The organism is Paenibacillus artemisiicola, from assembly GCF_017652985.1.
In the GTDB taxonomy this organism is placed as follows: Bacteria; Bacillota; Bacilli; order Paenibacillales; family Paenibacillaceae; genus Paenibacillus_Z; species Paenibacillus_Z artemisiicola.
In genome coordinates, this window is the sequence record NZ_JAGGDJ010000067.1 from 1 (window position 1) to 23,728 (window position 23,728).

23 protein-coding genes and 1 rRNA gene are annotated in these 23,728 nt (G+C 61.7%); all 24 read right to left on the reverse strand.

Features of this window, described 5'->3' with window-relative positions; translation table 11 throughout:
* A 16S ribosomal RNA gene (locus tag I8J29_RS31080) occupies positions 1-338 on the reverse strand; the annotation flags it as partial.
* 264 nt (positions 339-602) lie between these two features.
* A complete protein-coding gene (lysS, locus tag I8J29_RS31085) occupies positions 603-2,114 on the reverse strand; it encodes a lysine--tRNA ligase (protein WP_208851175.1) in 1,512 nt (503 codons plus the stop codon).
* Positions 2,115-2,259: 145 nt separating this feature from the next.
* Positions 2,260-2,736, reverse strand: a complete 477-nt coding sequence (gene greA, locus I8J29_RS31090) for a transcription elongation factor GreA (protein ID WP_208851176.1) — start codon at positions 2,734-2,736, stop codon at positions 2,260-2,262.
* Between the two features lie 250 nt (positions 2,737-2,986).
* Positions 2,987-4,018 (reverse strand): tRNA dihydrouridine synthase DusB, encoded by a 1,032-nt coding sequence (gene dusB, locus I8J29_RS31095; protein WP_208851177.1) that lies wholly within the window; start codon positions 4,016-4,018, stop codon positions 2,987-2,989.
* Positions 4,019-4,093: 75 nt separating this feature from the next.
* Positions 4,094-4,306 (reverse strand): helix-turn-helix domain-containing protein, encoded by a 213-nt coding sequence (locus tag I8J29_RS31100; RefSeq protein ID WP_208851178.1) that lies wholly within the window; start codon positions 4,304-4,306, stop codon positions 4,094-4,096.
* Positions 4,258-4,809: a 2-amino-4-hydroxy-6-hydroxymethyldihydropteridine diphosphokinase gene (folK, locus tag I8J29_RS31105; RefSeq protein ID WP_208851194.1), complete on the reverse strand. Its 552-nt coding sequence runs from the start codon at positions 4,807-4,809 to the stop codon at positions 4,258-4,260. The genes I8J29_RS31100 and folK overlap by 49 nt, the downstream gene beginning before the upstream one ends.
* Position 4,810: 1 nt before the next feature.
* On the reverse strand, positions 4,811-5,203 hold the full coding sequence (gene folB, locus I8J29_RS31110) for a dihydroneopterin aldolase (protein WP_208851195.1): 393 nt from the start codon (positions 5,201-5,203) through the stop codon (positions 4,811-4,813).
* A gap of 73 nt (positions 5,204-5,276) precedes the next feature.
* Positions 5,277-6,140 carry a dihydropteroate synthase gene (gene folP, locus I8J29_RS31115; protein ID WP_208851179.1) on the reverse strand — a complete coding sequence of 288 codons (864 nt, stop codon included), beginning with the start codon at positions 6,138-6,140 and terminating at the stop codon, positions 5,277-5,279.
* Positions 6,137-7,009, reverse strand: coding sequence for an aminotransferase class IV (locus tag I8J29_RS31120; RefSeq protein ID WP_208851180.1), 873 nt, complete (start codon positions 7,007-7,009; stop codon positions 6,137-6,139). The genes folP and I8J29_RS31120 overlap by 4 nt, the downstream gene beginning before the upstream one ends.
* Positions 7,006-7,587: an aminodeoxychorismate/anthranilate synthase component II gene (gene pabA / locus I8J29_RS31125; protein WP_208851181.1), complete on the reverse strand. Its 582-nt coding sequence runs from the start codon at positions 7,585-7,587 to the stop codon at positions 7,006-7,008. The genes I8J29_RS31120 and pabA overlap by 4 nt, the downstream gene beginning before the upstream one ends.
* Positions 7,568-9,196, reverse strand: a complete 1,629-nt coding sequence (locus tag I8J29_RS31130; RefSeq protein ID WP_420831177.1) for an anthranilate synthase component I family protein — start codon at positions 9,194-9,196, stop codon at positions 7,568-7,570. Before I8J29_RS31130 ends, pabA begins: the two co-directional genes overlap by 20 nt.
* Before the next feature lie 315 nt (positions 9,197-9,511).
* Positions 9,512-10,450 carry a cysteine synthase A gene (gene cysK / locus I8J29_RS31135; protein WP_208851182.1) on the reverse strand — a complete coding sequence of 313 codons (939 nt, stop codon included), beginning with the start codon at positions 10,448-10,450 and terminating at the stop codon, positions 9,512-9,514.
* Between the two features lie 126 nt (positions 10,451-10,576).
* The gene (locus I8J29_RS31140) at positions 10,577-11,533 is read right to left on the reverse strand and encodes a peptidylprolyl isomerase (RefSeq protein WP_208851183.1); all 957 of its coding nucleotides are present in this window, start codon (positions 11,531-11,533) and stop codon (positions 10,577-10,579) included.
* A gap of 18 nt (positions 11,534-11,551) precedes the next feature.
* Positions 11,552-12,463 carry an Hsp33 family molecular chaperone HslO gene (gene hslO, locus I8J29_RS31145; protein WP_208851184.1) on the reverse strand — a complete coding sequence of 304 codons (912 nt, stop codon included), beginning with the start codon at positions 12,461-12,463 and terminating at the stop codon, positions 11,552-11,554.
* Between the two features lie 80 nt (positions 12,464-12,543).
* Complete coding sequence (locus I8J29_RS31150; RefSeq protein ID WP_208851185.1) at positions 12,544-13,311, reverse strand: type III pantothenate kinase; 768 nt, start codon at positions 13,309-13,311, stop codon at positions 12,544-12,546.
* Positions 13,308-14,204 carry a carboxylating nicotinate-nucleotide diphosphorylase gene (gene nadC, locus I8J29_RS31155; RefSeq protein ID WP_208851186.1) on the reverse strand — a complete coding sequence of 299 codons (897 nt, stop codon included), beginning with the start codon at positions 14,202-14,204 and terminating at the stop codon, positions 13,308-13,310. The genes I8J29_RS31150 and nadC overlap by 4 nt, the downstream gene beginning before the upstream one ends.
* Entirely contained in the window at positions 14,197-15,813 is a 1,617-nt protein-coding gene (nadB, locus tag I8J29_RS31160; RefSeq protein ID WP_208851187.1) for an L-aspartate oxidase, read from the reverse strand. Before nadB ends, nadC begins: the two co-directional genes overlap by 8 nt.
* Positions 15,814-15,864: 51 nt before the next feature.
* A complete protein-coding gene (gene nadA, locus I8J29_RS31165; protein ID WP_276316361.1) occupies positions 15,865-16,881 on the reverse strand; it encodes a quinolinate synthase NadA in 1,017 nt (338 codons plus the stop codon).
* Positions 16,882-17,196: 315 nt separating this feature from the next.
* A complete protein-coding gene (ftsH, locus tag I8J29_RS31170) occupies positions 17,197-19,224 on the reverse strand; it encodes an ATP-dependent zinc metalloprotease FtsH (RefSeq protein ID WP_208851189.1) in 2,028 nt (675 codons plus the stop codon).
* Positions 19,225-19,329: 105 nt separating this feature from the next.
* On the reverse strand, positions 19,330-19,869 hold the full coding sequence (gene hpt / locus I8J29_RS31175) for a hypoxanthine phosphoribosyltransferase (protein ID WP_090648836.1): 540 nt from the start codon (positions 19,867-19,869) through the stop codon (positions 19,330-19,332).
* A gap of 67 nt (positions 19,870-19,936) precedes the next feature.
* The gene (tilS, locus tag I8J29_RS31180) at positions 19,937-21,373 is read right to left on the reverse strand and encodes a tRNA lysidine(34) synthetase TilS (RefSeq protein ID WP_208851190.1); all 1,437 of its coding nucleotides are present in this window, start codon (positions 21,371-21,373) and stop codon (positions 19,937-19,939) included.
* Between the two features lie 59 nt (positions 21,374-21,432).
* Complete coding sequence (locus I8J29_RS31185; RefSeq protein WP_208851191.1) at positions 21,433-22,374, reverse strand: serine/threonine protein kinase; 942 nt, start codon at positions 22,372-22,374, stop codon at positions 21,433-21,435.
* A complete protein-coding gene (locus I8J29_RS31190; protein WP_208851192.1) occupies positions 22,358-23,083 on the reverse strand; it encodes a vWA domain-containing protein in 726 nt (241 codons plus the stop codon). Before I8J29_RS31190 ends, I8J29_RS31185 begins: the two co-directional genes overlap by 17 nt.
* A gap of 252 nt (positions 23,084-23,335) precedes the next feature.
* The coding region (locus I8J29_RS31195) for a hypothetical protein (RefSeq protein WP_208851193.1) at positions 23,336-23,728 on the reverse strand (393 nt) is incomplete at its 5' end.

The window sequence follows — 23,728 nt, forward strand, 5'->3', positions numbered from 1 at the left end:
TGGGCCGTGTCTCAGTCCCAGTGTGGCCGATCACCCTCTCAGGTCGGCTATGCATCGTCGCCTTGGTGAGCCGTTACCTCGCCAACTAGCTAATGCACCGCAGGCCCATCTGCAAGTGACAGCTTGCACCGTCTTTCCCAGTCTCCCCATGCGAGGATACTGCGTATCCGGTATTAGCATTCGTTTCCGAATGTTATCCCGGTCTTGCAGGCAGGTTGCCTACGTGTTACTCACCCGTCCGCCGCTAAGCTATCCCCGAAGGAATAACTCCGCTCGACTTGCATGTATTAGGCACGCCGCCAGCGTTCGTCCTGAGCCAGGATCAAACTCTCCATAAAAGTGATCCGAAGATCATTTATGAATTCGCTTGTTAGCTCATTCAAAAACTAGCTTGTTCAAACCTTTTGACAGGTCGCTCATTGTTCAGTTTTCAAGGAACAAATGTTTCTCGCTCGTTCGCCCATGTCTCAGCGGCGACTTGATTAATATATCATAGTCATACATAATCATGCAACCCTTTTTTAAAACTTTTTTTAAATTTGATAGCAGCTCATGGAAAACAAAAAGAACGCAGGGTGCGCCCCTGCGTTCCGTCGTTCTTATTATTCGCCCGCGCGCTCCCGCATGAGCGGGAACAACAGCACGTCCCGGATCGACGGCGCGTCGGTCAGCAGCATGACCAGCCGGTCGATGCCGATGCCGAGACCGCCGGTCGGCGGCATTCCGTATTCCAAGGCGCGGATGAAATCTTCGTCCATCTCGTGCGCTTCGTCGTTGCCTTGTTCCTTCTCCAGCAGCTGCGATTCGAAACGCTGGCGCTGGTCGATCGGATCGTTCAGCTCCGTGAACGCGTTCGCATGCTCGCGCGCCACGATGAACAGCTCGAACCGGTCGGTGAACCGAGGGTCCGCGTCGTTCTTCTTCGCCAGCGGCGAAATGGCGACCGGATGACCCGTGACGAACGTCGGCTGAATGAGCGTATGTTCCACGAACTCCTCGAAGAAGGCATTGAGAATATGGCCGAACGTCCAGTGCGGCTCTACTTTGACATGATGCGCTTTGGCATGCGCGTGCGCTTCTTCGTCGGTCATCGGCTGGCTGAAATCGATGCCTTTCGCTTCCTTGACCAGATCCACCATGGAGACGCGGCGCCACGGCGGCGACAGGTCGACCTCCTGGCCTTGGTACATGATCTTGGTCGTGCCCAGCACTTCCTGCGCGATATGCGCGATCAGCGACTCCGTAAGCGCCATGATATCCTTGTAGTCGGCATAAGCTTCGTACAGCTCGATCATCGTGAACTCCGGATTGTGGCGCGTCGAAATGCCTTCGTTCCGGTACACGCGGCCGATCTCGTATACTTTCTCCATGCCGCCGACGATGAGGCGCTTCAAGTGCAGTTCGATCGCGATCCGCATGTACAGCTGCATGTCGAGCGCGTTATGGTGCGTGATGAACGGGCGGGCGGCCGCGCCGCCGGCGATCGCGTGCAGCGTCGGCGTCTCGACTTCCAAGTAACCGAGCGAATCCAAATACCGGCGCATCGACTGGATGATGCGGGAACGGGAAATAAACGTTTGCTGCACTTCGGGATTCGTAATCAAATCCACGTAGCGCTGGCGGTACCGCAGCTCGACGTCCTTCAAGCCATGGAACTTGTCCGGCAGCGGAAGCAGCGATTTGGACAGCACTTCGATTTCTTTCGCCTTGACGGACGTCTCGCCCGTGTTCGTCTTGAACACGGTGCCGCGAACGCCGATGATGTCGCCGATGTCGAGCATGTCGAACGCTTGGTATTGCGACTCCGATACGGAGTCCTTGCGGACGTAGATTTGGATCTTGCCGCTCAAGTCCTGAATATGCGCGAAGCTGGCTTTGCCCATGGCGCGCTTCTGCATGATCCGTCCCGCGATCGCCACGTCGGCGCCTTGCGCCTCAAGCTCGTCCTTGCCCACTTCGTCATAGGCCGCAAGAATTTGCCGGGCCTGATGGGACCGCTCGAACTTCCCGCCGAACGGGTCGATTCCGAGGTTTCTCAGATCGTCGAGCTTCTCTCTTCTGATTCGCAGCAGTTCGCTTAACTCTTGTTCATTCGTGCCGTTTCCTTGCTCCAACGCGATTCATCTCCTTCTGATTCCGCCCGCCGGCCGGCTTGTCGCCGCAGCGACGGGTTACGCCTAATCCTTACTCTACAGCAAAAATGGTCCTCTATGTTGAAAAAAGCTTCCACAAGGAAGCTTTTTCGAAAGGCATGCCTGTTTATTTCTTAATATCGACGATTTTATATTGAATAATGCCGGCGGGCACGCTGACTTCCACGATGGTTCCTTTGTTTTTGCCGAGAATCGCTTTGCCGACCGGACTTTCGTTCGAAATTTTATTGTGAAGCGGATCGGATTCCGCCGTGCCGACGATCGTATATTCCATCGTGTCGCCGAACTCCAGATCTTCTACCGTGACGATCGAGCCGATGCTCACCGTATCGATATCGATTTCATCGTTATTGATAATGCGGGCGTTGCGCAGCATTTTCTCCAGGGTAATGATTCGGCCTTCGATAAAAGCCTGTTCGTTCTTCGCGTCTTCGTATTCCGAGTTCTCGCTGATGTCGCCGTACCCGATCGCCACTTTGATCCGTTCCGCCACTTCCCGCCGTTTGACGGATTTCAGGTTTTCGAGTTCGTCCTCAAGCTTGGTTAGACCGTCTTGTGTAAGAATAATCTCTTTATCGCTCATGGTACCATTTCTCCTGTCGTGTGGCATTTATTCATACGGAGTATGAATTCACTGTTACTTACTATATTACGCTCCATGCCCGTGATGACACCGCGCGGAAATCGGTCAACGTTCCAAAACCCTTGGCGACGGTTTGTTATTGGAAGATTATATTTCATGTTCAACTATATGTCAACGAAAGGGAAATCGAAATGTAATCGCTTAACTTGGCGAAGCGCAAAGGCGCCGCGGGGGCTCCTTTGCGCTCTGTTCAGTGGTAGGCGACCGCGTCTCGGTTCGATGCGATCGAAGCCACGGGAGCTTCGCTCTGCTCGCCCAAGGCTTCGACAAAATCGCCCAAAATCCGCACCATTTTATCGCGGGAGGTCTCTTCCATGATGACGTCCTTCACGCGCGCCGCTCCCGGAATGCCCTTCAGGTACCAGGCCAAGTGCTTGCGCATCTCGCGAACCGCCGTCGATTCGCCCTTCAGGTTCACGAGCCGGTCCATGTGCAGGATCGCGACGTCCATCTTCTCCCGCGGCGTCGGATCGCCGAGCAGCTCGCCCGTCGTCAAATAATGCACGGTCCGGTACAGCATCCACGGGTTGCCAAGGGCGCCGCGGCCGATCATGACCCCGTCGCAGCCGGTATGGTCGAGGATCTTCTGCGCGTCTTCGGGCGTGAACACGTCGCCGTTGCCGATGACCGGAATGGAGACCGCCTGCTTAACATCCCTTATAATATCCCAATTCGCGGTACCGGTATACAATTGCTCCCGCGTGCGGCCGTGGACGCTGACCGCCTGGCCTCCCGCGCGCTCCACGGCTTGGGCGTTCTCGACCGCGTAGACGTGCTCGCTGTCCCAGCCGATGCGCATTTTGACGGTAACGGGCTTCTCGACGGCGTCGACGACGGCCGACACCATCTCGTAGATTTTGTTCGGGTCGAGCAGCCAGCGGGCGCCCGCGTCGCATTTGGTCACTTTCGGCACGGGGCAGCCCATGTTGATGTCGATAATATCCGCGTTCGTCTGCTTGTCAACGACTTTCGCCGCTTCCACCAGCGATTCGCGATCGCCGCCGAAGATCTGCAGGCTGAGCGGCTTCTCGCGCTCGTCGACGAACAGCATTTCCATCGTGCGCTTGTTGCCGTGCAAAATCGCCTTGTCGCTGACCATTTCGGCGCAGACGAGGCCGGTGCCGAACTCTTTGGCGATCAGTCGAAAAGCCGGGTTGCACACACCTGCCATCGGCGCCAGCACGACATTGTTTTTCATCTCGATGTTTCCGATTTTGAGCATGGACATCCAGTCTCCCTTCTGACTCGCAGAGGTAATGTAGTGGAAATGCGAAAACCAATATTCATGAAGCCTTCGTTACGATTGCGATTCGGCGGTCAAATCGGCGTAGCTGACGCCGAGCGCCTCCGAAATCCGTTCCAGCAGCTTGGGGTCCGGCTTGCGCGTTCCCCGCTCCAACGAGCCGAGCACGGCGACGGAAACGTCCAGCTTCGCGGCCAGCTCCTGCTGCGTGTATCCTTTCAGTTTTCGGAATGCGCGGACGCGCCCTGCCAAGTGATCGTTTTCCATAGCGCGATTCCTTCCCCTCTGTCCTGTAAGGCCCGCTGCGCGATTTCGGCCGCCCGGCCGCGCAGCGGATGCCCGCTCTCCAGCACGTCGGCAAGCGGCACGAGCACGAAGGCCCGCTCCATCATCCGCGGATGGGGCAGCGTCAGCTCTTCGTCGTCCAGCGCCGTCTCATCGTACAGCAGCAAATCCAGGTCGATCGTGCGCGGCCCCCAGCGGATGTCCCGCGTCCGTCCGAGCTGCTTCTCCATGCCGAGCATGGCGCGCAGCAGTTCATGCGGCCCGAGCGTCGTGCCCAGGGCGGCGGCCATATTCAGAAATGCCGGCTGGTCGGTGTAGCCGACCGGTTCGGTCTCGTATACGGCCGAAACCCGAAGCACCTCGATGCCCGGATGCCCGCCCAGCAAGTTCAGCGCGTCGCGAAGCAGACGAACCCGGTCTCCGACATTGGAGCCGAGCGCGATATATGCCGTATGAAAAGCATGACTCCGCGGGCTTGGCCGCATGTCATCTCCCGGCGGGTTGTTGTCTTCCATGGTCATCCCGCTTTCTGCAAAGTTCCACCGTCACGCCGTCGAAATAAATCTCGAACGGCGGATGCGGCTTCGTTACCGCAACCGTCACTTCATTTACACTAGTATAAGCGTCGAGCACGGCCGATGCAATGTGACCGGCTAAAGCTTCGATCAGTTTGAACGGCGGGCCCTCGACGATCGTCTTCACGAACGCGTGGACCTCGGCGTAATTGATGGTGGCCTCCAAGTCGTCGGTCTCCGCCGCCTCCGACAGGTCGAGCCGCAAGGTCAAATCGACGAAAAACTGCTGCCCCAGCTTGTTCTCCTCCGGGAACACGCCGTGGTACCCGAAAAAGCGCATCCCCCGGAGCGTCATTGTATCCATGGTCATCCTCCGATTCCCCTCTCCTTCGTTGGGCTTGCATCTACGCGGCGATCTTGCCGCCGGTTCTTCGCCGCTAACGCGGGTAGACGATCGCGTCGGTCATTGCCGCCGCTTCGCGGTTGGCGCGCGCGTCGTGGACGCGGACGATTTGGCAGCCCTGGGCGATGCCGAGCACCGTCGTGGCCGCCGTGCCGTAGGCGACTTCGTCCGTCGCGAGACCAAGCGTCTCGCGAATGAACTTCTTGCGGGACGTGCCGAGCAGAACGGGATACCCTTCCGCGGTCAGCCGGTGCAGCTCGTTCATGAGCGCAAGGTTGTCGTCGCGCGTCTTGGCGAAGCCGATCCCGGGATCGAGCCAAATGTCGGCATCCGATACGCCGGCCGCTTGCGCAAGCGCGATGCTGCCGCGCAAGTCCGAGATGACGTCCGCCGCCAAATCGCGGTAGTCCCGGTCGTGCCGATTGTGGCTGATGATGACCGGGCAGCGGCAGGCCGCCGCGACCGCCGCCATTCGGGGATCGCCTTTCAGCCCCCAGATATCGTTGATGATGTGCGCGCCCGCTTCAAGCGCTTGCTTGGCCGTCTCGGCCTTGTACGTGTCGATGGACAGCGGCATCTCCGGCAGCGCCTCCCGGATGGCCCGAATGATCGGCACCACGCGGCCGAGCTCTTCCTCGAGCGGAACCGCCGCGAAACCGGGCCGCGTCGACTCTCCGCCAATGTCGAGGATGTCCGCGCCTTCGTCCGCCAGCTGCCGCGCGTGGGCGACCGCCGCTTCGACGGTATTGTAGCGCCCCCCGTCGGAGAAGGAATCCGGCGTCGCGTTCAGGATGCCCATGATCAGCGTGCGTTTGCCGAGCTCCAGGTTCACGCCGCCCGGAAACGCGTACGTCCGCCGGAACGGCCATTCCGGATGCAGCGGATAAGGTTTCGTCATGGCTTCGTATCCTCCCGATATAGCGCCAGCAGGCGGCTCGCGATCGGCCCCGCTTGTCCGCCGCCCATCGCGCGGGTCCGGCCTTCGCGGTCCCGCAGCGTCGTAACCGGCACCAGCTCCTGGACGGAATTGGTCACCCATGCCTCGTCGGCGCTAACCAGCTCGTCCCAGCCGTACAAGCCTTCCTCGACCGCGATGCCTTCGCCGGCGGCGAGCTCGATGACCCGCCGCCTCGTCACGCCGGGCAAGATGCCCGTCTCGATCGCCGGCGTATGAACGCGGCCCTCGCGCGCAAAGAACAAATTGCTCGCGATGCCTTCGGCCAACCGGCCCTCGCGCGTCAGCATGAGGCCTTCCGCGCCGGGCGACGCCCCTATTGCCGTTAATTCCCGCTTGGCGACGATATTATTCATGTAATGCAGCGATTTCAGCCGAACTTCCACTTCCGGCGTGTTGCGCGGCGTGGCCAGCAGCGCCAGCTCGCGTCCATACTTATATACCTCGGGGGAAGCCGAAGGAAGCGGTTTGACGAGCAGCAGCGCGTTCGGCGCTTCGTAATCGCCGGCCGGCAGCCCGAGCACGCCTTCTCCGGCGCTCACCGTCAATCTCACGTACGCCTCGTCCAGCCCGTTGGCCGCCATGAGCTCCCGCAGCCAGCTCCGCACGTCTCCGGCATCCGGCTCGTACCGAATGCCGAGCGACCGGCAGCCCTCGGCCAGACGGGTCAAGTGCCGTTCCAACAAATACGGCCGTCCCCCGTAGGTGCGAAAGGTTTCGAACAAGCCCATCCCATACAAAAAACCGTGATCGTAGACCGAGATCACGGCTTCCTCCTGGCGCTTGATACCGCCATTCCATCCGACGTTCATCGCGCCGCGCCCGCGCGCATGCCGAGGAAATTGCGCAGCAGCGTCAGCCCGTGCTCGGTAATGATCGATTCCGGGTGGAACTGCACGCCTTCGATCGGGTATTCCTTATGGCGAAGGCCCATGATCTCCCCTTCTTCCGTCTCGGCGCTGATCTCGAGGCAATCCGGCAGCGTCTCGCGCTTGACGATCAGCGAGTGGTACCGGGTCGCCGTGTAAGGCGAAGGAATCCCGGCAAAGACGGTCCGGCCGTCATGGAAGATCGGCGACGTTTTGCCGTGCATCAGCTTATCCGCGCGCACGACGTCGCCGCCGAACGCTTGTCCGATCGCCTGATGGCCGAGACAGACGCCGAAAATCGGGATCTCGCCCTTGAACCGCTCGATGAGCGCGAGACTGATGCCCGCTTCGTCCGGGCTGCACGGCCCCGGCGAGATGAGAATGTGGTCCGGCTTGAGCGCGGCGATGCCGTCCAGGTCGATCTCGTCATTGCGCTTCACGACGATGTCCTCGCCTAGCTCGCCTAAATATTGCACCAAGTTGTACGTAAACGAATCATAGTTATCGATGACCAATATCATGCGCGTTTCCCCCTTCGGATGCGTTCCGGTTCCGGCCGCCGTCGTTCGATGCGCCGATCGGCGCCGCTCGCCGCTCGCTGTATTGAATCGCTTTCCACAGCGCTTTCGCCTTGTTCATGGACTCGAAATGCTCGCGTTCCGGCAAGGAATCGATGACGATGCCGGCACCGGCTTGCACATGGACGACTTCGTCCTTCACGACCATCGTACGTATAATAATATTAAATTCCATATCCCCGTTGTAGTCAATCCATCCCATGGAGCCGGTGTACGGCCCGCGCCTCGTCGGTTCCAGCTCCTCGATGATCTCCATCGTGCGAATCTTCGGCGCTCCGGTAATCGTGCCGCCCGGGAACGTCGCGGCGATGACGTCGTACGCGTCCTTGCCTTCCGCGAGCGTGCCTTCCACCTGAGAGACCAAATGCATGACATGGCTGTAGTACTCGATGACCATCAGCTCCTCGACCTTGACGGAGCCGTAGGCGGAAATGCGGCCAAGGTCGTTGCGTTCCAGATCGACGAGCATAATGTGCTCGGCCCGTTCCTTCTCCGTGCCCAGCAGCTCCTCCGCCATCCGCCGGTCTTCTTCCGCGGTTCGCCCGCGGCGCCGCGTACCCGCGATCGGCCGGGTCGCCAGCTTCCCGTCCGCCAGCTCCACGAGCAGCTCCGGCGAGGCGGAGACGAGCTGAAAGTCGGGCGCGCCCAGGTAGCCCATATACGGCGACGGATTGACGAGGCGCAGCCATTCGTACAGCTCGCGGGGGTCCCCCCGGAACGCCCGGTCCTGCCGCCGGGACAGATTCACCTGGAACACGTCGCCGGCCGCGATATACGCTTGAATGCGCGCGACGGCCGCTTCATACGCTTCCTTCCCGAAAGGCGACGCGATGCCGTCCGCCGACTCGGCCTCGACGATCGCGGCCTCGTCCGCCATGAAGCGCAGCCGCTCGTCGCGGAGCTTCTCCGCTTGGCCCGCCGCAAGCCCTTCGGCGAACGACGTCCACCGCGCCATCATCCGTTCCGCCCGGGCGGAAGCCTGCGCGTACAGCGCCTCCAGCCCCGCCGGCGCGGCGTCGGCAGGCAGCTCGGTATGAACCGCGGCATATAAGCGCATCGCCGCATGATCGAGAATCCACAGCTCGTCCATCCGCATGAACAAATAGTCCGGCAGTCCGAGATCGTCCTCGGCCAGCTCCGGGATTCGCTCGATGGTCCGGATGACGTCGTAGCTCCAGTAGCCCGCGCAGCCGCCCGTCCACTTCGGCGCGCCCGGCACGCGGGGCGCCCGCCGCCCGCCCATCCAGCTGCGGACCGCATCCAGCGGCTTTTGCTCGTATACGGTCACCTTCCCGGTCATGGCGTCCACCGCTTCACCGCGCATTAAGCCGCCGCGGATGACGGAAGCCGGCGCCAAGCCCAAATACGTGTAGCGGCCGCTCTTGCCGCTCTCCAGCACGAACGCATGCGGCGCGCCTTCCTGCCAGGCAGCTTCCCATGAAGCCGGCCGGCCGGCCTCCGCGCCGCCCAGGGGGCGCTGCATCACGAGCGGCAGCGATGTATAGCCCTGCGCCTGCCAGGTCAGCCAATCGTTCAAGGCAGTCCGTTCCACGTCCAAAGCCCTCCGCTTCTTTGCCGTTCATCGTCTCACGAGCCTAAGGCTCTCGGTTGGAAGCTAGTATACCGAAATTGAACCGAAAAGGGAAGGGCGACGCCTGGGCGCAAGCGCGGTGCGGAGACGCCGTGGTGCGGTGGCGCCATGGCGCGGTGGCACGGGGGCGCGGAGTTGGCGGGTTACGGAGCTCACGGAGTCAAAGCGGCACAGAAGCGCGCCGGTTTTCGGCGGGACGGGCCGGCCTGACCGGACGCAAAAAGAGGACCCCTTCGCCAGGGCCCTCTCCTCGTACAGTCGGCCGAGCGGCCGGAATTAGTTCTCGAAGTTGAACAGCGGCGTGGACAGGTAACGTTCGCCGTTGGACGGAACGACCGCCACGACGCGCTTGCCTTTGCCGAGCTCCTTCGCCACTTTCAACGCCGCGAAGATCGCCGCGCCGGAGGAAATGCCGCACAGGATGCCTTCTTCCTTCGCCGCGCGGCGCGCCGTTTCGAACGCTTCGTCGTTCTCGATCGTGATGACTTGATCGTAAATCTCGCGGTTCAGAATCTCAGGGATGAAGTTCGCGCCGATCCCCTGGATCTTGTGGCCGCCCGGGCTGCCGCCGGACAGCAGCGGAGACGCCGCCGGTTCGACCGCCACGACTTTGATGCCCGGGAAGTTCTGCTTCAGCACTTCGCCGGCGCCGGAGATCGTACCGCCCGTGCCGATGCCCGCCACGAACGCGTCCAGCTTGCCGTCCAGCGAGTTGATCGCTTCGACGATTTCCGGACCGGTCGTTTCGCGGTGGATTTTCACGTTCGCTTGGTTCTTGAATTGCTCCGGAATAAAGTAGGAGGGATTCTCGGCCCGCAGCTCTTCCGCGCGGCGGACGGCGCCGTTCATGCCCTCGGCCCCCGGCGTCAGCACGAGCTCCGCGCCGTAAGCGCGAAGCAGGTTGCGGCGCTCGATGCTCATCGTTTCCGGCATGACGAGAATCGCCTTGTAGCCCTTCGCCGCGGCAACCATGGCCAGCCCGATCCCGGTGTTGCCGCTCGTCGCTTCCACGATCGTGTCGCCCGGCTTGATGCGTCCCTCTTGCTCGGCCGCTTCGATCATGCTGATGGCGATCCGGTCCTTCACGCTCGCGCCCGGATTCTGGTATTCCAACTTGACGTAGATTTCGGCGCTGTCTTCCGGCACCAGACGATTCAAGCGGACAAGCGGCGTATCCCCGATCAATTCCGTAACGCTCTGTACAATCTTAGCCATGTAAGTTGCTCCTCCTTATTCCGACTAATTCAGTAGGTATTACTTACATCTTATCAATCGGTGCCAGCTCTTGTCAATAGCGAGTTTCGTCGAATAGGCGCCTTGACCCGGTGCCTATCCCGGTGCCTATGGCAGGACCGCCGCATGGTATTTGGCGAGCAAGCCGTCCTCGATCGCCTGCTGGCCGTTCAGCTTGGCCATGGCGATTTCTTTGCGCGCTTGATCGCGGCTCTTCTCCGGGTCCATCTGCGCGTCCGTCTGCTTCTCCGTGAGGCGCAAGACGGCGAAGCCGTCCCGGACCTTAACCGGTCCCGTCGTTTCCCCGACGCTCAGTTCTTTCGCCGCGGCCAGCATCGCCGGATCGGCAAGCGGATCGTCCGCGTCGATGTAGCCGAGGTCGCCGCCGTCCTGCGCCGTGTCGGCGTCGACGGAGTAGGTTTTGGCCATCAGCTCGAAATCCTCGCCGTCCTCCAGCCGCTGAATCACGCCGTCGGCGTCCTTCTCCGTCTTGGACAAAATCCACGCGATCCGCAGCTGCGTATGCGGCGCGAACTCCTGCGGATTGTCCGCGATGTACGCCTCGACCTCGTCATCGCCGACGTCCGCGGTCCGCACCGCGATCTTCTCCAGCAGCAGCCGGTATCTCGCGTCCTCCCGGATCTCGTCCGGCGAGAGCCCGAGCTGCTCCTTCATCGCGTCGTAATACGCCTCCGGCCCGTCGTACCCCGTCATCATCCTCGCCAGCTCGTCGTCCACTTCCCCGTCCGTCACGTTCAGCCCGTATGCCTTCGCCTCCAAACGGATAGCCGCTTGGACCATGAGCGTCCGCAATACGGCGTCTCCGTATTGCGCGTTCAAGCGGCCGTTCAGTTCCTTCTCCGTAATCTGCTCGTCGCCGACCCTGGCCACGACCGGATCGGGCTCGATCGCGGGCGCGTCCTTGTGTCCTTGCGCACCGCCGGGCGGCACCTGCGGCTCGCTCTTCGGCGGAAGCAGCACGCGATAGACGACGAGCAGCGCCATCACTATCAAACATAAGGCTTGCAGCAGCACGATTACCTGCAGCACCCGGTCCTTCTTCATGATCGCTCGGCCTCCGATTTATTGCATCGGTTTCGGCTTCGCCTGTTCGAGCAGCATCTCCAGCTGCGGGCGGTCAAACACATACTTCTCGTTGCAGAAATGGCACTCGACTTCAGCTTGTCCGTTTTCTTCAATAATCTGTCTGAGTTCATGCTCGCCCAGGCTGATCAGCGTGCGCTCGACGCGCTCTTTGGAGCATTGGCATTTGAACGCAACGCCCAATTCGTCCATCAGCGTCACGTCTTCGCCTACAACCCAGCGGAGCAATCCCTCCGGCGTCTCGCCCTGTTCCATCAATGCGGAAATCGCCGGCATGCCGGCCAGCGCCGCCTCCAGCTTCGCGACTTCGTCCTCCGGCATGCCCGGCAGCACCTGCACGATGAAGCCGCCCGCCGAAATCACGCCGCCGTACTCGTCGACCAGCACGCTCAGCCCGACGACGGACGGCGTCTGTTCGGACGTCGCGAAATAATACGTGAAATCCTCCGCAAGCTCGCCCGACACGATCGGCGTGCTGCCGCGGTACGGCTCCTTCAGCCCGAGATCCTTGATGACGTGGATGTAGCCGGAGCGTCCGACCGCCCCGGCCACGTCCAACTTGCCGAGCGCGTTGCTCGGCAGCAGGACTTGCCCGTTGTCGACGTAGCCGCGGACTTCGCCGTTCGCGTTGGCGTCCACCACGATTTGCCCGACCGGGCCGTCGCCCTTGACCTGAATCGTGAGCTTCTCGCTGCCTTTCAACATCGCTCCCATCATGGCGCCGGCCGTCGCGGTCCGGCCGAGAGCCGCCGTCGCCGTCGGCAGCGTCCGGTGCCGGCTTCGCAGCTCCTCGACGAGCTCCGTCGTCCGCACGGCGAACACGCGCAGCTGGCCGTTCCAAGCGGTGCCCCGCACGAGATAATCGTGCTTCTTGTTCGTTTCTTCTGCCATGATGCGATGGCCTCCTTCGGTGTTGCAAATATGTCGAATCCCTGCTGTCGGTGTTGCAGCGGATAAGGGTTAGTCTCGTGTCAATCCTGATTCCGTTCGTAAATCATGCGCAGGCCTTCCAAGGTCAGGAGCGGATCGACTTCCTCGATCGTCTCCGACTCCGCCGCGATCAAATCGGCCAACCCGCCCGTGGCGATCACGCGCGGGTTAACGCCGAATTCCTTGCGAATCCGGTTCACGATGCCGTCGACCTGCCCGGCGTAGCCGAAAATAATGCCCGCCTGCATGGACGTGACGGGGTTGCGCCCGATAACGCTCTTCGGCCGCATCAGCTCGATGCGCGGCAGCTTCGCGGCGCGCTGGTACAGCGCTTCCGTCGAAATGCCGATGCCCGGCACGATGGCGCCGCCCAAGTAGTTGCTGTCGGCGTCGATGTAGTCGAAGGTCGTCGCCGTGCCGAAATCGACGACGATGAGCGGCGTCCCGTACTTCTCGATGCCCGCCACGGAATTGACGATCCGGTCCGCGCCGACCTCGCGCGGATTCTCGTACCGGATGTTCAGCCCCGTCTTGATGCCCGGGCCGACGACCAGGGGCGGCTTGCGCAAGTATTTTTGGCTCAGCTGCTCCAGCGTCCGCATCAGCGGCGGTACGACGGAGGATATGATGACGCCCTGAATCTCATCCAGCTTCACGTTCGCGATCTGGAACAGGTTGTGGATCATGATTCCGTATTCATCAACGGTCGCCGAGCGGTTCGTGCTGAGTCGCCAATGGTACAGCAGCTTCCGGCCTTCGTAGATGCCGAGCACGATGTTCGTGTTGCCTACGTCCACGACGACGATCATGCGGAAGCGCCTCCCTTCTTGCCGTTCAGGTCGAGGCTGATGTCGAGCGACTGGAACGAATACGTCAGGCCGCCCACCGAGATGACGTCCACGCCGCATTCCGCGATCCCGCGCACCGTGTCCAACCGGACGTTGCCCGACGCTTCGACGATGACGTGCGGCGCGCGCGTCTTGATGACGCGCACGGCCTCGCGCATGCCGTCCTGCGGCATGTTGTCGAGCATGATGATGTCAGCCCCGCACTCGAGCGCTTCTTCCACCTGCCCGAGCGACTCCGTCTCCACCTCGATCTTCATCGTGTGGGGAATCGCCGCGCGCGCGGCCTTCACCGCGCCCGCGATGCCGCCGGACCCCTTGATATGATTATCCTTGATCATGACGGCATCGTACAAGCCGAAACGGTGATTATGGCCGCCGCCGATCCGGACCGCGTATTTCTCCAGCGTCCGGTGGCCAGGCGTCGTCTTGCGCGTATCCACGAGACGCGTCGGCAATCCCTCGAGCGCGTCCACGAACGCGCGCGTCTTCGTCGCGATGCCGGACAGCCGCTGCATCAGGTTCAGCGCCAGCCGCTCGCCGGTCAGGATGCTGTGCGTGCTGCCTTCGACCTCCGCGATGACGTCGCCCTTCGCGACGGCGTCGCCGTCCGCGGCGAGCGGCCGAAACGCGAGCGACGGGTCCACGACCTCGAACACCAGCCGCGCGACCGGAATGCCGGCAAGCACGCCGGACTCCTTCACGTGGATGATCGCCTTCGATTGGCTTCCCGCGGGAATCGTCGCCCAGCTCGTAATGTCGCCCGTGCCGATATCCTCGGCCAGCCATGCGCGGATCTGCGCGCGCACCGCGTCCGGACTAATGCCGCCGGCCGATGCCAACGTTGCTTCAAACATACTCAATTCGCTCCTCCGTTAAGCCGTGCTCGCGATGAAGCACGACGTGCTTGCGCCATATCTCGTCGTCGCGGTCCGGGAAATCCTCGCGGCTGTGCGCGCCCCGGCTTTCTTCCCGGGTCAGCGCGGCTTCCGTCGTCAGCAGCGCGCACGTGAGCAGGTTGGCGAACTCGTATTCCTCGCGCTTCGTAATGACGGAGCGAAAAATCGAGCTCAACCGCCCCAGCTCCTCGAGCCCCTTGCGAAGTCCGTTCGCATTGCGCTTCAGGCCCGCGTAGCGCACCATGAGTTTTTGCAGCTTCAACCGCTTCTCGACGACGGCCTGGATCGGGGCTTCGGTGCGCGACAGCGATTCCATGCGCACGCGCGGCTCTTCTTCCATGGGGGCCAACAAATGGATGCGCTCGACGATCCGACGGCCGAACACGATCGCTTCGGACAGCGAGTTACTGGCAAGCCGATTCGCGCCGTGCACGCCCGTCGACGAGCATTCGCCGCAAGCGAACAGACGGGAGATGCTCGTTTCGCCGTTCAAGTCGGTCGAGACGCCGCCCATCATATAATGCGCCGCCGGCGCCACCGGAATCCAGTCCGTGGTTAAATCGAGGCCATAGGTTAAACAGTATTGGTAGATATTCGGAAAACGATGCTTGACCATCTCCGCGGATTCGTGCGTCACGTCCAGGAACACGAACGTCGACTTCGTCTCCTCCATCTCGCTGACGATCGCGCGGGCGACCACGTCGCGGGGAGCAAGCTCCAGCTGCTCGTGGTACTTCGCCATGAAGCGCTCGCCGCGAATGTTGCGCAGGTAGGCGCCTTCGCCGCGGACGGCCTCCGAAATCAGAAAGCGCGGCGCGCCCGGATAGCAGAGCGACGTCGGATGGAATTGGACGAACTCCATGTCCCGAACCTCCGCGCCCGCCCGATAAGCCATGGCGATGCCGTCGCCCGTCGCCACCTCCGGATTCGTCGTATACCGGTACAGCTGCCCGGTGCCGCCGGAGCACAGAACCGTCGCCTTGCCGCGCACGATCAGACGCTGTCCGTCCGGTTTCTGGACGAGCGCGCCCACGCACACGTTGCCGTCGGTGACGAGGTCAATGACAAAATGATCGTCCCACACTTCGATGCGGGGGTTGGCCACCGCCTTCTCCGAAAGTGCACGAACGATCTCATAGCCCGTAGCGTCGCCGTTGGCATGCAAGATGCGCCGCTGGCTGTGCGCGCCTTCTTTGGTCAAGGCGAATTCGCCGTTCTCCACATCAAACTTCGTGCCCATGCCCACCAAATCCTGCACGCCCTTGGTGCCTTCATGCACGAGCACGTCGACCGCTTCCTCGGAGCATAGCCCGGCCCCGGCGAACAAGGTATCCTGAAGATGATACTCCGGCTTGTCGTCTTCCGAGATGACGGCGGCGATGCCGCCCTGCGCGTAGCGCGTGTTGCTGTCGAGCAGCGACTTCTTCGTAATCATGAGCACGTCGTAGCGCTCGCTGGCCTTGATGGCGGTAAAGAGGCCGGCAATGCCGGCCCCGATCACGATGACGTCTTTATGCAATACCGGCAGCTCTTCGAGCTGCTCGTCTACGAGATAACGTGGAATCATATCGATGCTTTCCCTTCTTTTCGGAAAGTGGGGAGCGGCGTTCCTACTGCGTTACTTCACTTGCAGCATGCGTTCGAGCGACAACCGCGCTTTCGCGGCAACGTCTTCCGGCACGTAGATTTGCGGTTGCATCGTTTCCAGGCTCTTCACGAGCTTCTTCAGGTTGTTGACCTTCATGTTCGGGCAGACCAGGTACTTCGTCGCGAAGTGGAACGTCTTGCCCGGGCTGTCGAGGCGAAGCTGGTAACCGGTGCCGTCCTCCGTGCCGACAATGAATTCCTGGCAATCGGATTCCTTGCAGTGCTTGATGATGGCGGTCGTGCTGCCGACGAAATCGCCCAGCGCGACGACTTCCGGACGGCATTCGGGATGCACGACGAACTGCGCGTTCGGGTGTTTCGCTTTCATTTCCTCGACGTCTTTCACGGTCAGCATGTCGTGCGTGTTGCAGTAGCCTTCCCAGATGATCATCTTCTTGTCGGTCTTCTGCTGCACGTAGTGGCCGAGATTCTTGTCCGGCACCCAAATGATCTCGTCGGCGTCGACCGAATTGACCACGCGCACCGCGTTCGCCGACGTACAGCAAATGTCGGTCTCCGCTTTGATCTCGGCGGACGAATTGATGTACGTCACGACCTTCGCGTTCGGATGCTGCGCCTTCAGCTTGCGCAGGCCGTCCACGTTGACCATGTCGGCCATCGGGCAGCCGGCGCGCTCGTCGGGAATGATGACCGTTTTGTTCGGCGCCAAAATTTTAGCGCTTTCGCCCATGAAATGAACGCCGCAAAACACGATGACGTCGGCATCGGTCTCGGCCGCCTTCTGGGCAAGCAGGAAGGAATCGCCGCGGAAATCCGCGACCTCCTGAATTTCGTCGCGCTGGTAATAATGAGCAAGAATAATGGCGTTTCGTTCCTTCTTCAACTGCAGCAGCCGTTCCCGCAGTTCGCGATTTTGCTCCGCTTTGCGCTCGAGCGCTAGTGCTTCCATGGCGTTTCCCCTCTTTTCCCTGACTTTGTGAACAGATGCACAAACTCTGCCAAAATAAACGGGCGAACCTGCCCCCATGCCTGTTTGTGCCGCTTTATATCGAGAGCGCGAATCTGAACAAGAACGGCCCTCAGGCCGGCTCTCGACAAACCCATGACTCGCAGTCGGCAATATCAGTAATTAACATTAAATTTACACACGTTCCGGTATGCTGTCAACACACAAAAGCGGGCATTTTCCCCATTGTCGGACGGTAGGCCCGCCGGAACGGGACCCGCGTCCCGCAGGCTTGGTTCTGCTTGGAATCCGGCCGAACGGCGGCATTCGCGCACAAAAAAACCGCCCCCTGCAGACAGGTCTGCAAAGGGCGGTCGGTCGCCGATTATATGCGGGTTACGATTGTTGCGGGCCGCTTCCGTTCCCGTTTCCGTTGCCGTCGTCGTTGCCGCTGTCCGGATCGACCGGAGGCGTGACGATATCGCCGGCTTCTTTGGATTGGATGCGCACTTTCACGCCGCCGATCGTGTCGACGATCGGGTCGCCCTTCGGCTCCTCGGTCGTAACCGGGCCGCCGGAGTCTCCCGCGATCGAACCGCTCTCGATCAGGCGTTTGATCTGCTCGAGCTCCAGCGTTTCTTCGCTAAGCAAGGTTTGCGCGATCAAATGCACTTCCTTGCTCTTCTCGGTGAGCAGCTGCTTCGCCCGGGCGTAGCACGCTTGGATGATCGATTGCATCTCTTGGTCGATCTCGTACGCAATCGCATCGGAGTAGTTCTGCTCGTGTCCGATGTCGCGGCCCAGGAACACCTGGCCCTGCGAGCTGCCGAACTGCATCGGGCCGAGCTTGTCGCTCATGCCGTATTCCATGATCATGGAACGGACGATGCCGGTCGCTTGCTTGAAGTCGCTGTAGGCGCCGGTGCCGATCTCGCCGATGAAGATCTCTTCGGCGACGCGGCCGCCGAGCAAGCCGGTGACTTTATCGAGCAATTCCTGCTTGGTCGTCAGCATGCGGTCGCCGTCTTTCGGGAGCATGATGACGTAGCCGCCTGCGCGTCCGCGAGGGATGATGGTGACTTTATGCACTTGGTCGGCGTGCTCCAGGAAGTAACCGACGATCGTATGGCCCGCTTCGTGATAGGCGACGATCCGTTTCTCCCGGTCGCTGATGATCCGGCTGCGCTTCTCCGTGCCGACGATGACGCGGTCGATCGCTTCGTCGACCTCGATCATGCCGATGTCTTTCTTGTTGCGGCGGGCCGCCAGGAGCGCCGCTTCGTTAAGCAGGTTCTCCAGATCCGCGCCCGTAAAGCCGGTCGTGCGCTTGGCGATCACGTCGAGCTTCACGTCGCGGGTCAGCGGCTTGTTGCGCGCGTGGACTTTCAGGACCGCTTCGCGGCCTTTGACGTCCGGACGGTCGACCGTGATTTGGCGGTCGAAACGGCCTGGACGCAGCAATGCCGGGTCGAGAATGTCCGGACGGTTCGTCGCCGCCACGATGATGATGCCTTCGTTCGCGCCGAAGCCGTCCATTTCGACGAGGAGCTGGTTGAGCGTTTGCTCGCGCTCGTCGTGTCCGCCGCCGAGGCCGGCGCCGCGCTGGCGGCCGACGGCGTCGATCTCGTCGATGAAGATGATGCATGGCGCGTTCTTCTTCGCGTTCTCGAACAGGTCGCGGACGCGGGATGCGCCGACGCCGACGAACATTTCCACGAAGTCGGAACCGGAGATGCTGAAGAACGGCACGCCCGCTTCGCCCGCGACGGCGCGCGCGAGGAGCGTTTTACCGGTACCCGGAGGTCCGACGAGGAGCACCCCTTTCGGGATGCGCGCGCCGACGGCCGCGAACTTGCGGGGATCCTTCAGGAACTCCACCACTTCGACGAGCTCCTGCTTCTCTTCGTCCGCGCCCGCCACGTCCTCGAACGTGACGCGTTTCTTCTCTTCGTTATATAGCCGGGCGCGGCTCTTGCCGAAGTTCATGACTTTGCCGCCGCCGCCCTGGGCTTGGTTAATGAGGAAGAAGAACAGGATGAAAATAATCACGAACGGGATGATCGACGTCAGGAAGGTCAGCCAGATGCTTTGGCCTTCCATCGGCTTGCTCTTCATCTCGAACCCGTTCTTGACTTGGGCGTCGTACACTTCCTTCACGACGAATTCCTCGACGTTGGAGTGGGTGTAGAACTGGTTGGAGTCAGCGCCCTCCGGCTTCTTCTTGTACTCCCCCGTAATCAAGTACGAATACCCGTCGAATTGATACTGCAGTTCAGCGATGTTGTTGCTTTGCAATTCCTGCCTGAACTGGTCGTAGCGAATTTCCGTGCTGGAGTCGTTTTGGCTGCTGATAAATTGGAAGATCCCGACGGTCACCAAAAAAATAATCAAATAAAAGCCAGTGTTGCGGATGATCCGATTCATCCCCTACCTCCTCTCAAGACGCAAAAACTAAGTGGACCCTGCACGAGAAGCCCCCGGCGGGCGGGAGCCGTCTGACAAGGCGGATTGCATCCTTGTGTGGTTCCGTTACTTTTCGTAAACCTCGGGCTTCAAGATGCCGATAATCGGCAGATTGCGGTACTGCTCCGCGTAATCGAGCCCGTACCCGACGACGAACGCGTCCGGCAGCACGAAGCCTTTATAGTCCGCTTCCAGCTCCACCTTGCGGCCCGCCGGCTTGTCGAACAGCGTGACCAGCGTGATGGATTTGGCGTTGCGGCGCTCAAGCACGTCGATGAGGTAGCTGAGCGTCAACCCGCTGTCGATAATGTCTTCGACAATGAGGACGTCGCGGCCCTGCACCGAAGCGTCAAGGTCCTTGATGATCCTGACGACGCCGCTCGTCTTGGTCGATTGACCGTAGCTGGACACCGCCATAAAGTCGATCTCGAGCGGAATGGTAATGGTTTTGACCAAATCCGCCATAAAAATAAACGCGCCCTTGAGCACGCAGATGACAAGGGGATTGCGTCCTTCGAACTCGCGGCTGATGGTTTCGCCAAGCTCCTGTACCTTCTGCTGAATTTGGTCTGCGTCGTAAAGCACTTCTTGAATGTCGTTCAGCAACACGGGCCCTCCTAATGTTTCTTGCCTATACTATGAATGGTTCCGCGCATCTTATTCGGACAATTCGTCAATCGGTAAAATCCGACGCAAATCGCGCTTTCATGCGCAGAAAGCGCGTCGTCGAATCCGCGACCAACGCCGAGGCCGATCTGCGGATGCCCGGAATCCATAGCACCAGTCCATTGGCGTCCACGACGATCGGGAGCACTTCGCGGCGCGAGGGAGCCACGCGATCGTCAACGAACATATCTTGTACTTTTTTGGTGCCGTTTAAACCAAGCACCGCCATACGGTCGCCGGGCCGCCGGTTTCGTACCGTGAGCGGGTAGCGGATCGCGTCAGCGTCGAACAGCGCTTCCCGCCGGTTTCCCGGCCGGCGCGCGCCTGCCGCAGCCGTCTCCTCGAACGACAAAATCGCTTCCGCTTCGGGCAGGCTGAGGGACGTCGTCCCTTCCGCCACAGCGTAAGCGTATCCGCCCGGAGCGACGGTTTCCCGTCCCGCATCCCAGGCGCGGATGAAGCGCAAATCGTCGTACTCGCGCACGAACCGGATGCCGCCGCCTGCATCGTAGCTCCACGTCGTGGCCGCGCCCTCGGAGGCCGCAAGCCGTATCGTTTCAACGCTTTCGAATGAAGAGGGTTCCGTTTCCAAGCCAATATAACTCAATATTAGTTTAATCAATCTCCTTTGTAAAGCGACGTGCAAACCGAGCAGCGCTTTGCGGTTCAATTGGCATCCTTCGCGGTGAGGCAGGACCAGGCGATCGTAAACCGCCTTCGTTTCGAGCGCCAGCCAATCGTCCTCGGCCGAAGCCAGCTCCGCCAATCGCACCAGCGACTGCGGCAGCTGCGGATTGTACGCCGACAGATACGGCAGAATATCGAGCCGGACGGCATTGCGGAAATAGTGCCGCTGCCCGTTGCTGCTGTCATGGCTGTACGGGATGGCCCAAGATTCACAGTAGCGCAGGATGTCTGCCTTGTATTTACGCAAAAGCGGCCGAATAAGTTCCACGTTTTTTTCGAAACGCGAAACGGGAATGCCGGCGAGCCCCGAGAGCCCGGTTCCTCGCAAAATCCGCATGAGCACCGTCTCCGCCTGGTCGTCGGCGTGGTGGGCGAGCGCGATGCGCGACGCCCCGTATGTATGGGCAACGCCGAGCAGGAATTCGTACCGCTTCCCGCGGGACGCCGCTTGGCCGTTCATGCCCGTTGCTTCAATATAAGCAGGCATGTCGATATAGGCAGATTCGCACGGAACGCCGAGCGACGCCGCGAACCGGCGGACCGACTCCGCCTCTTTCGCGGACTCTTCGCCGCGAAAGCCATGGTCGACATGGGCCGCCACGAGCGTCAGGGACTCCGGCCCGGACAGCCGGTGCAGCGCATGCAGCAGCGCCATGGAATCCGGTCCCCCGGAGACGGCGACGACCACCGCGTCGCCCGGCGCCCAGAGCCCTTCCGACTTGGCATACTCCGACAGCTCCTTCAGCCACTCTTCCACGCCGCGTCCCCCTTCCTTGCCGATCTGCTAGATTCTCTATTGTCCGATGGACGCGACGACTACAAGCCCGAACGAAGCAGCCAGTAGACCGTCGTGGCGAGAAGCGCCGCCGACAGCGCGAACAGCCCCTTCATCCAGCGCGGCGCCGGGGCCGCCGCGCGGCTCCGCGTCCGCCGGGGCCCGTGCATCCACTGCTGCCAGGCGGAGGCCGCCTCGCGCGCGCTGCGGAATTCGCCGTAGAACGCCTTGCGCAGCCAACCGCTCAGCGGCTTCAAGTGCGAGCTCGACGCCGCGAGCCGGGCGAGCTCCTCCTGCGTCCGGTTCTGCGGCAGCAGCCCCGCGGACAGCTGCGACAGCCGGCGCCCCTCGTGCAGCTGCACGCAAAGCACGGCGAACGAGAACAGGTCGTAGCCCGCATCCGCCGTGCGCGATCCCGCGTTCCAATAGCCGCGGTCGTAGATCTCGGTAAACTGCCGCACGCCTTTGCCGAACGCCGTGGCGCCGCCGTAATCGACGAGCTCGGGCCGTCCGTAGTCCTCGACGATGACGTTCTCGAGCTTCAGATCGCCGAACGCCCAGCCGGCCTCGTGCAGCTCGGCCAGCTTGCCGAGCAGATGGAAACCGACGACCGGGAGCCACTCTTTGCCCTGCCGCTCCAAGTAATCCCCGAGCGTCAGGCCCTTGATGTAGCGCATGACGTAGAACGGATAGTCCTTCCCGTCGGCGGCCTGGAAATCGTCCACGTCGACGAGGAAGGCGCCGGCCTTGTTCCCCTGCCTGCGCTTCTGCCCCGCGATCGCCTGCAGCACGTTCACCTCGGATTGCAGGTCGACGGCGTCGGCGCCGATCTTGAGCGCGTACAGCTGGCGGTGCCGTTCGACGAGAAACACTTTGCCGTTCGCGCCTTCGCCGAGCGGCCGCTCGACCCGGTACGTCCCCTGCTTCCACTTGCCCCGGATCGGCGTGCCGCGCGGGAGGCTCCATTCAAACGACGTAGTCACTCATCATCCCGTCCGTTTCATCATTCTTCCTATTACCATAATCGGCTTTCTGGTAAAAATCAATGACATGCAGGATCGCCGGCCCCGTCGGCGTCGTGCCGCGCATCTGCAGCCGCGGGAAAATCGCGTTCACGCCGCCGATGTCCGTCGTCCAATCCAGGTCCATCCGGCAGTCCTCGCCATAGGCCGAGCCCGGAAAATGGAACACCGACAGCTCGCTGCCGCCCTGGCGCGAACGCAGGCTGAGCGCCAGGTCGCGGATCGCTTCCTCGACCGCGTGCAGCTTCGGCTTCATGCTCGCGCTGGCATCGATCAGCAGCGCCACCTGCAGGCGGCTCGTCTCGCTCAGCTCGTCGATGACGCGCACGACCTCGCCGCGCTTCTCCGGCGGGAGCTCCTCGATGGACGACGCGCCGAGCACCTGCTTCAGCTCGCGGTGCACGGCGTGCTGGATCGTCTGGACGACCGTCTTGCGCGTCAGCATCTGCACCGTCTGGGACAGCTGCCGCGTATGGGAAAGCCGGCTGAGCCCGCCGCCGGCCCGGGCGATCTCTTCGATCTCCGTCGTGCCGAATTCGACGAGCTCGCCTTGGTCGACGATGCCGACGACGTTGACCGTGATGCCGACGGCATGCGCCTGCGCGGCCGCCACGACCGGACTGACGCCGACATTGGAGCATCCGTCCGTCACTAACAGAATCTGCCTCATTGTTCATTCCCCCAAATGCTCGTGATTAAAACGCCGGTCACATAGAGCCGGCTAGTACTCGTTCTATCAGCATTGCCAGAAATAGAAGAGACTAACCCCCGGCGCCGGCAAAGCCCGAAGAAGCCTGCCGCAGGCCGGCAGGCTTCGCATGCTTTCTATTTAAATGAGGAAACGCATAGAGGGAATGTGACAACATTGGCGAAATTCAGGGCGCTAGAAGGGCGGCCCTCTCTCTTCATCGCCTTCGCGGCATCACTGGTCTCGCAGGATGGCCGGCGCGCGCGCCGGCAGCTGGTCGGCAGGCGTTCGCTTCCGATGCCGGGCGACGAACATTCGCTTCTTCCGGCCCGGGCCGGAAGCGCGTTGGATCGGCTGCAGGCCCCCCGCCTGCTTGCGCGCGGCCCGCGCGTCCGGCGGCCTTCCCCCCTGGGCCGGGCCCCCGCGAGCTGGGGGATGGGAGAGCGCATGTCCTGACTCCTGTCTCCTGATCTTCTCGTTTGCCGCCCTCTGCCTCGGAAAAGGGGGGGGGGGGGGGGGGGGGGGGGGGGGGGGGGGGGGGGGGGGGGGGGGGGGGGGGGGGGGGGGGGGGGGGGGGGGGGGGGGGGGGGGGGGGGGGGGGGGGGGGGGGGGGGGGGGGGGGGGGGG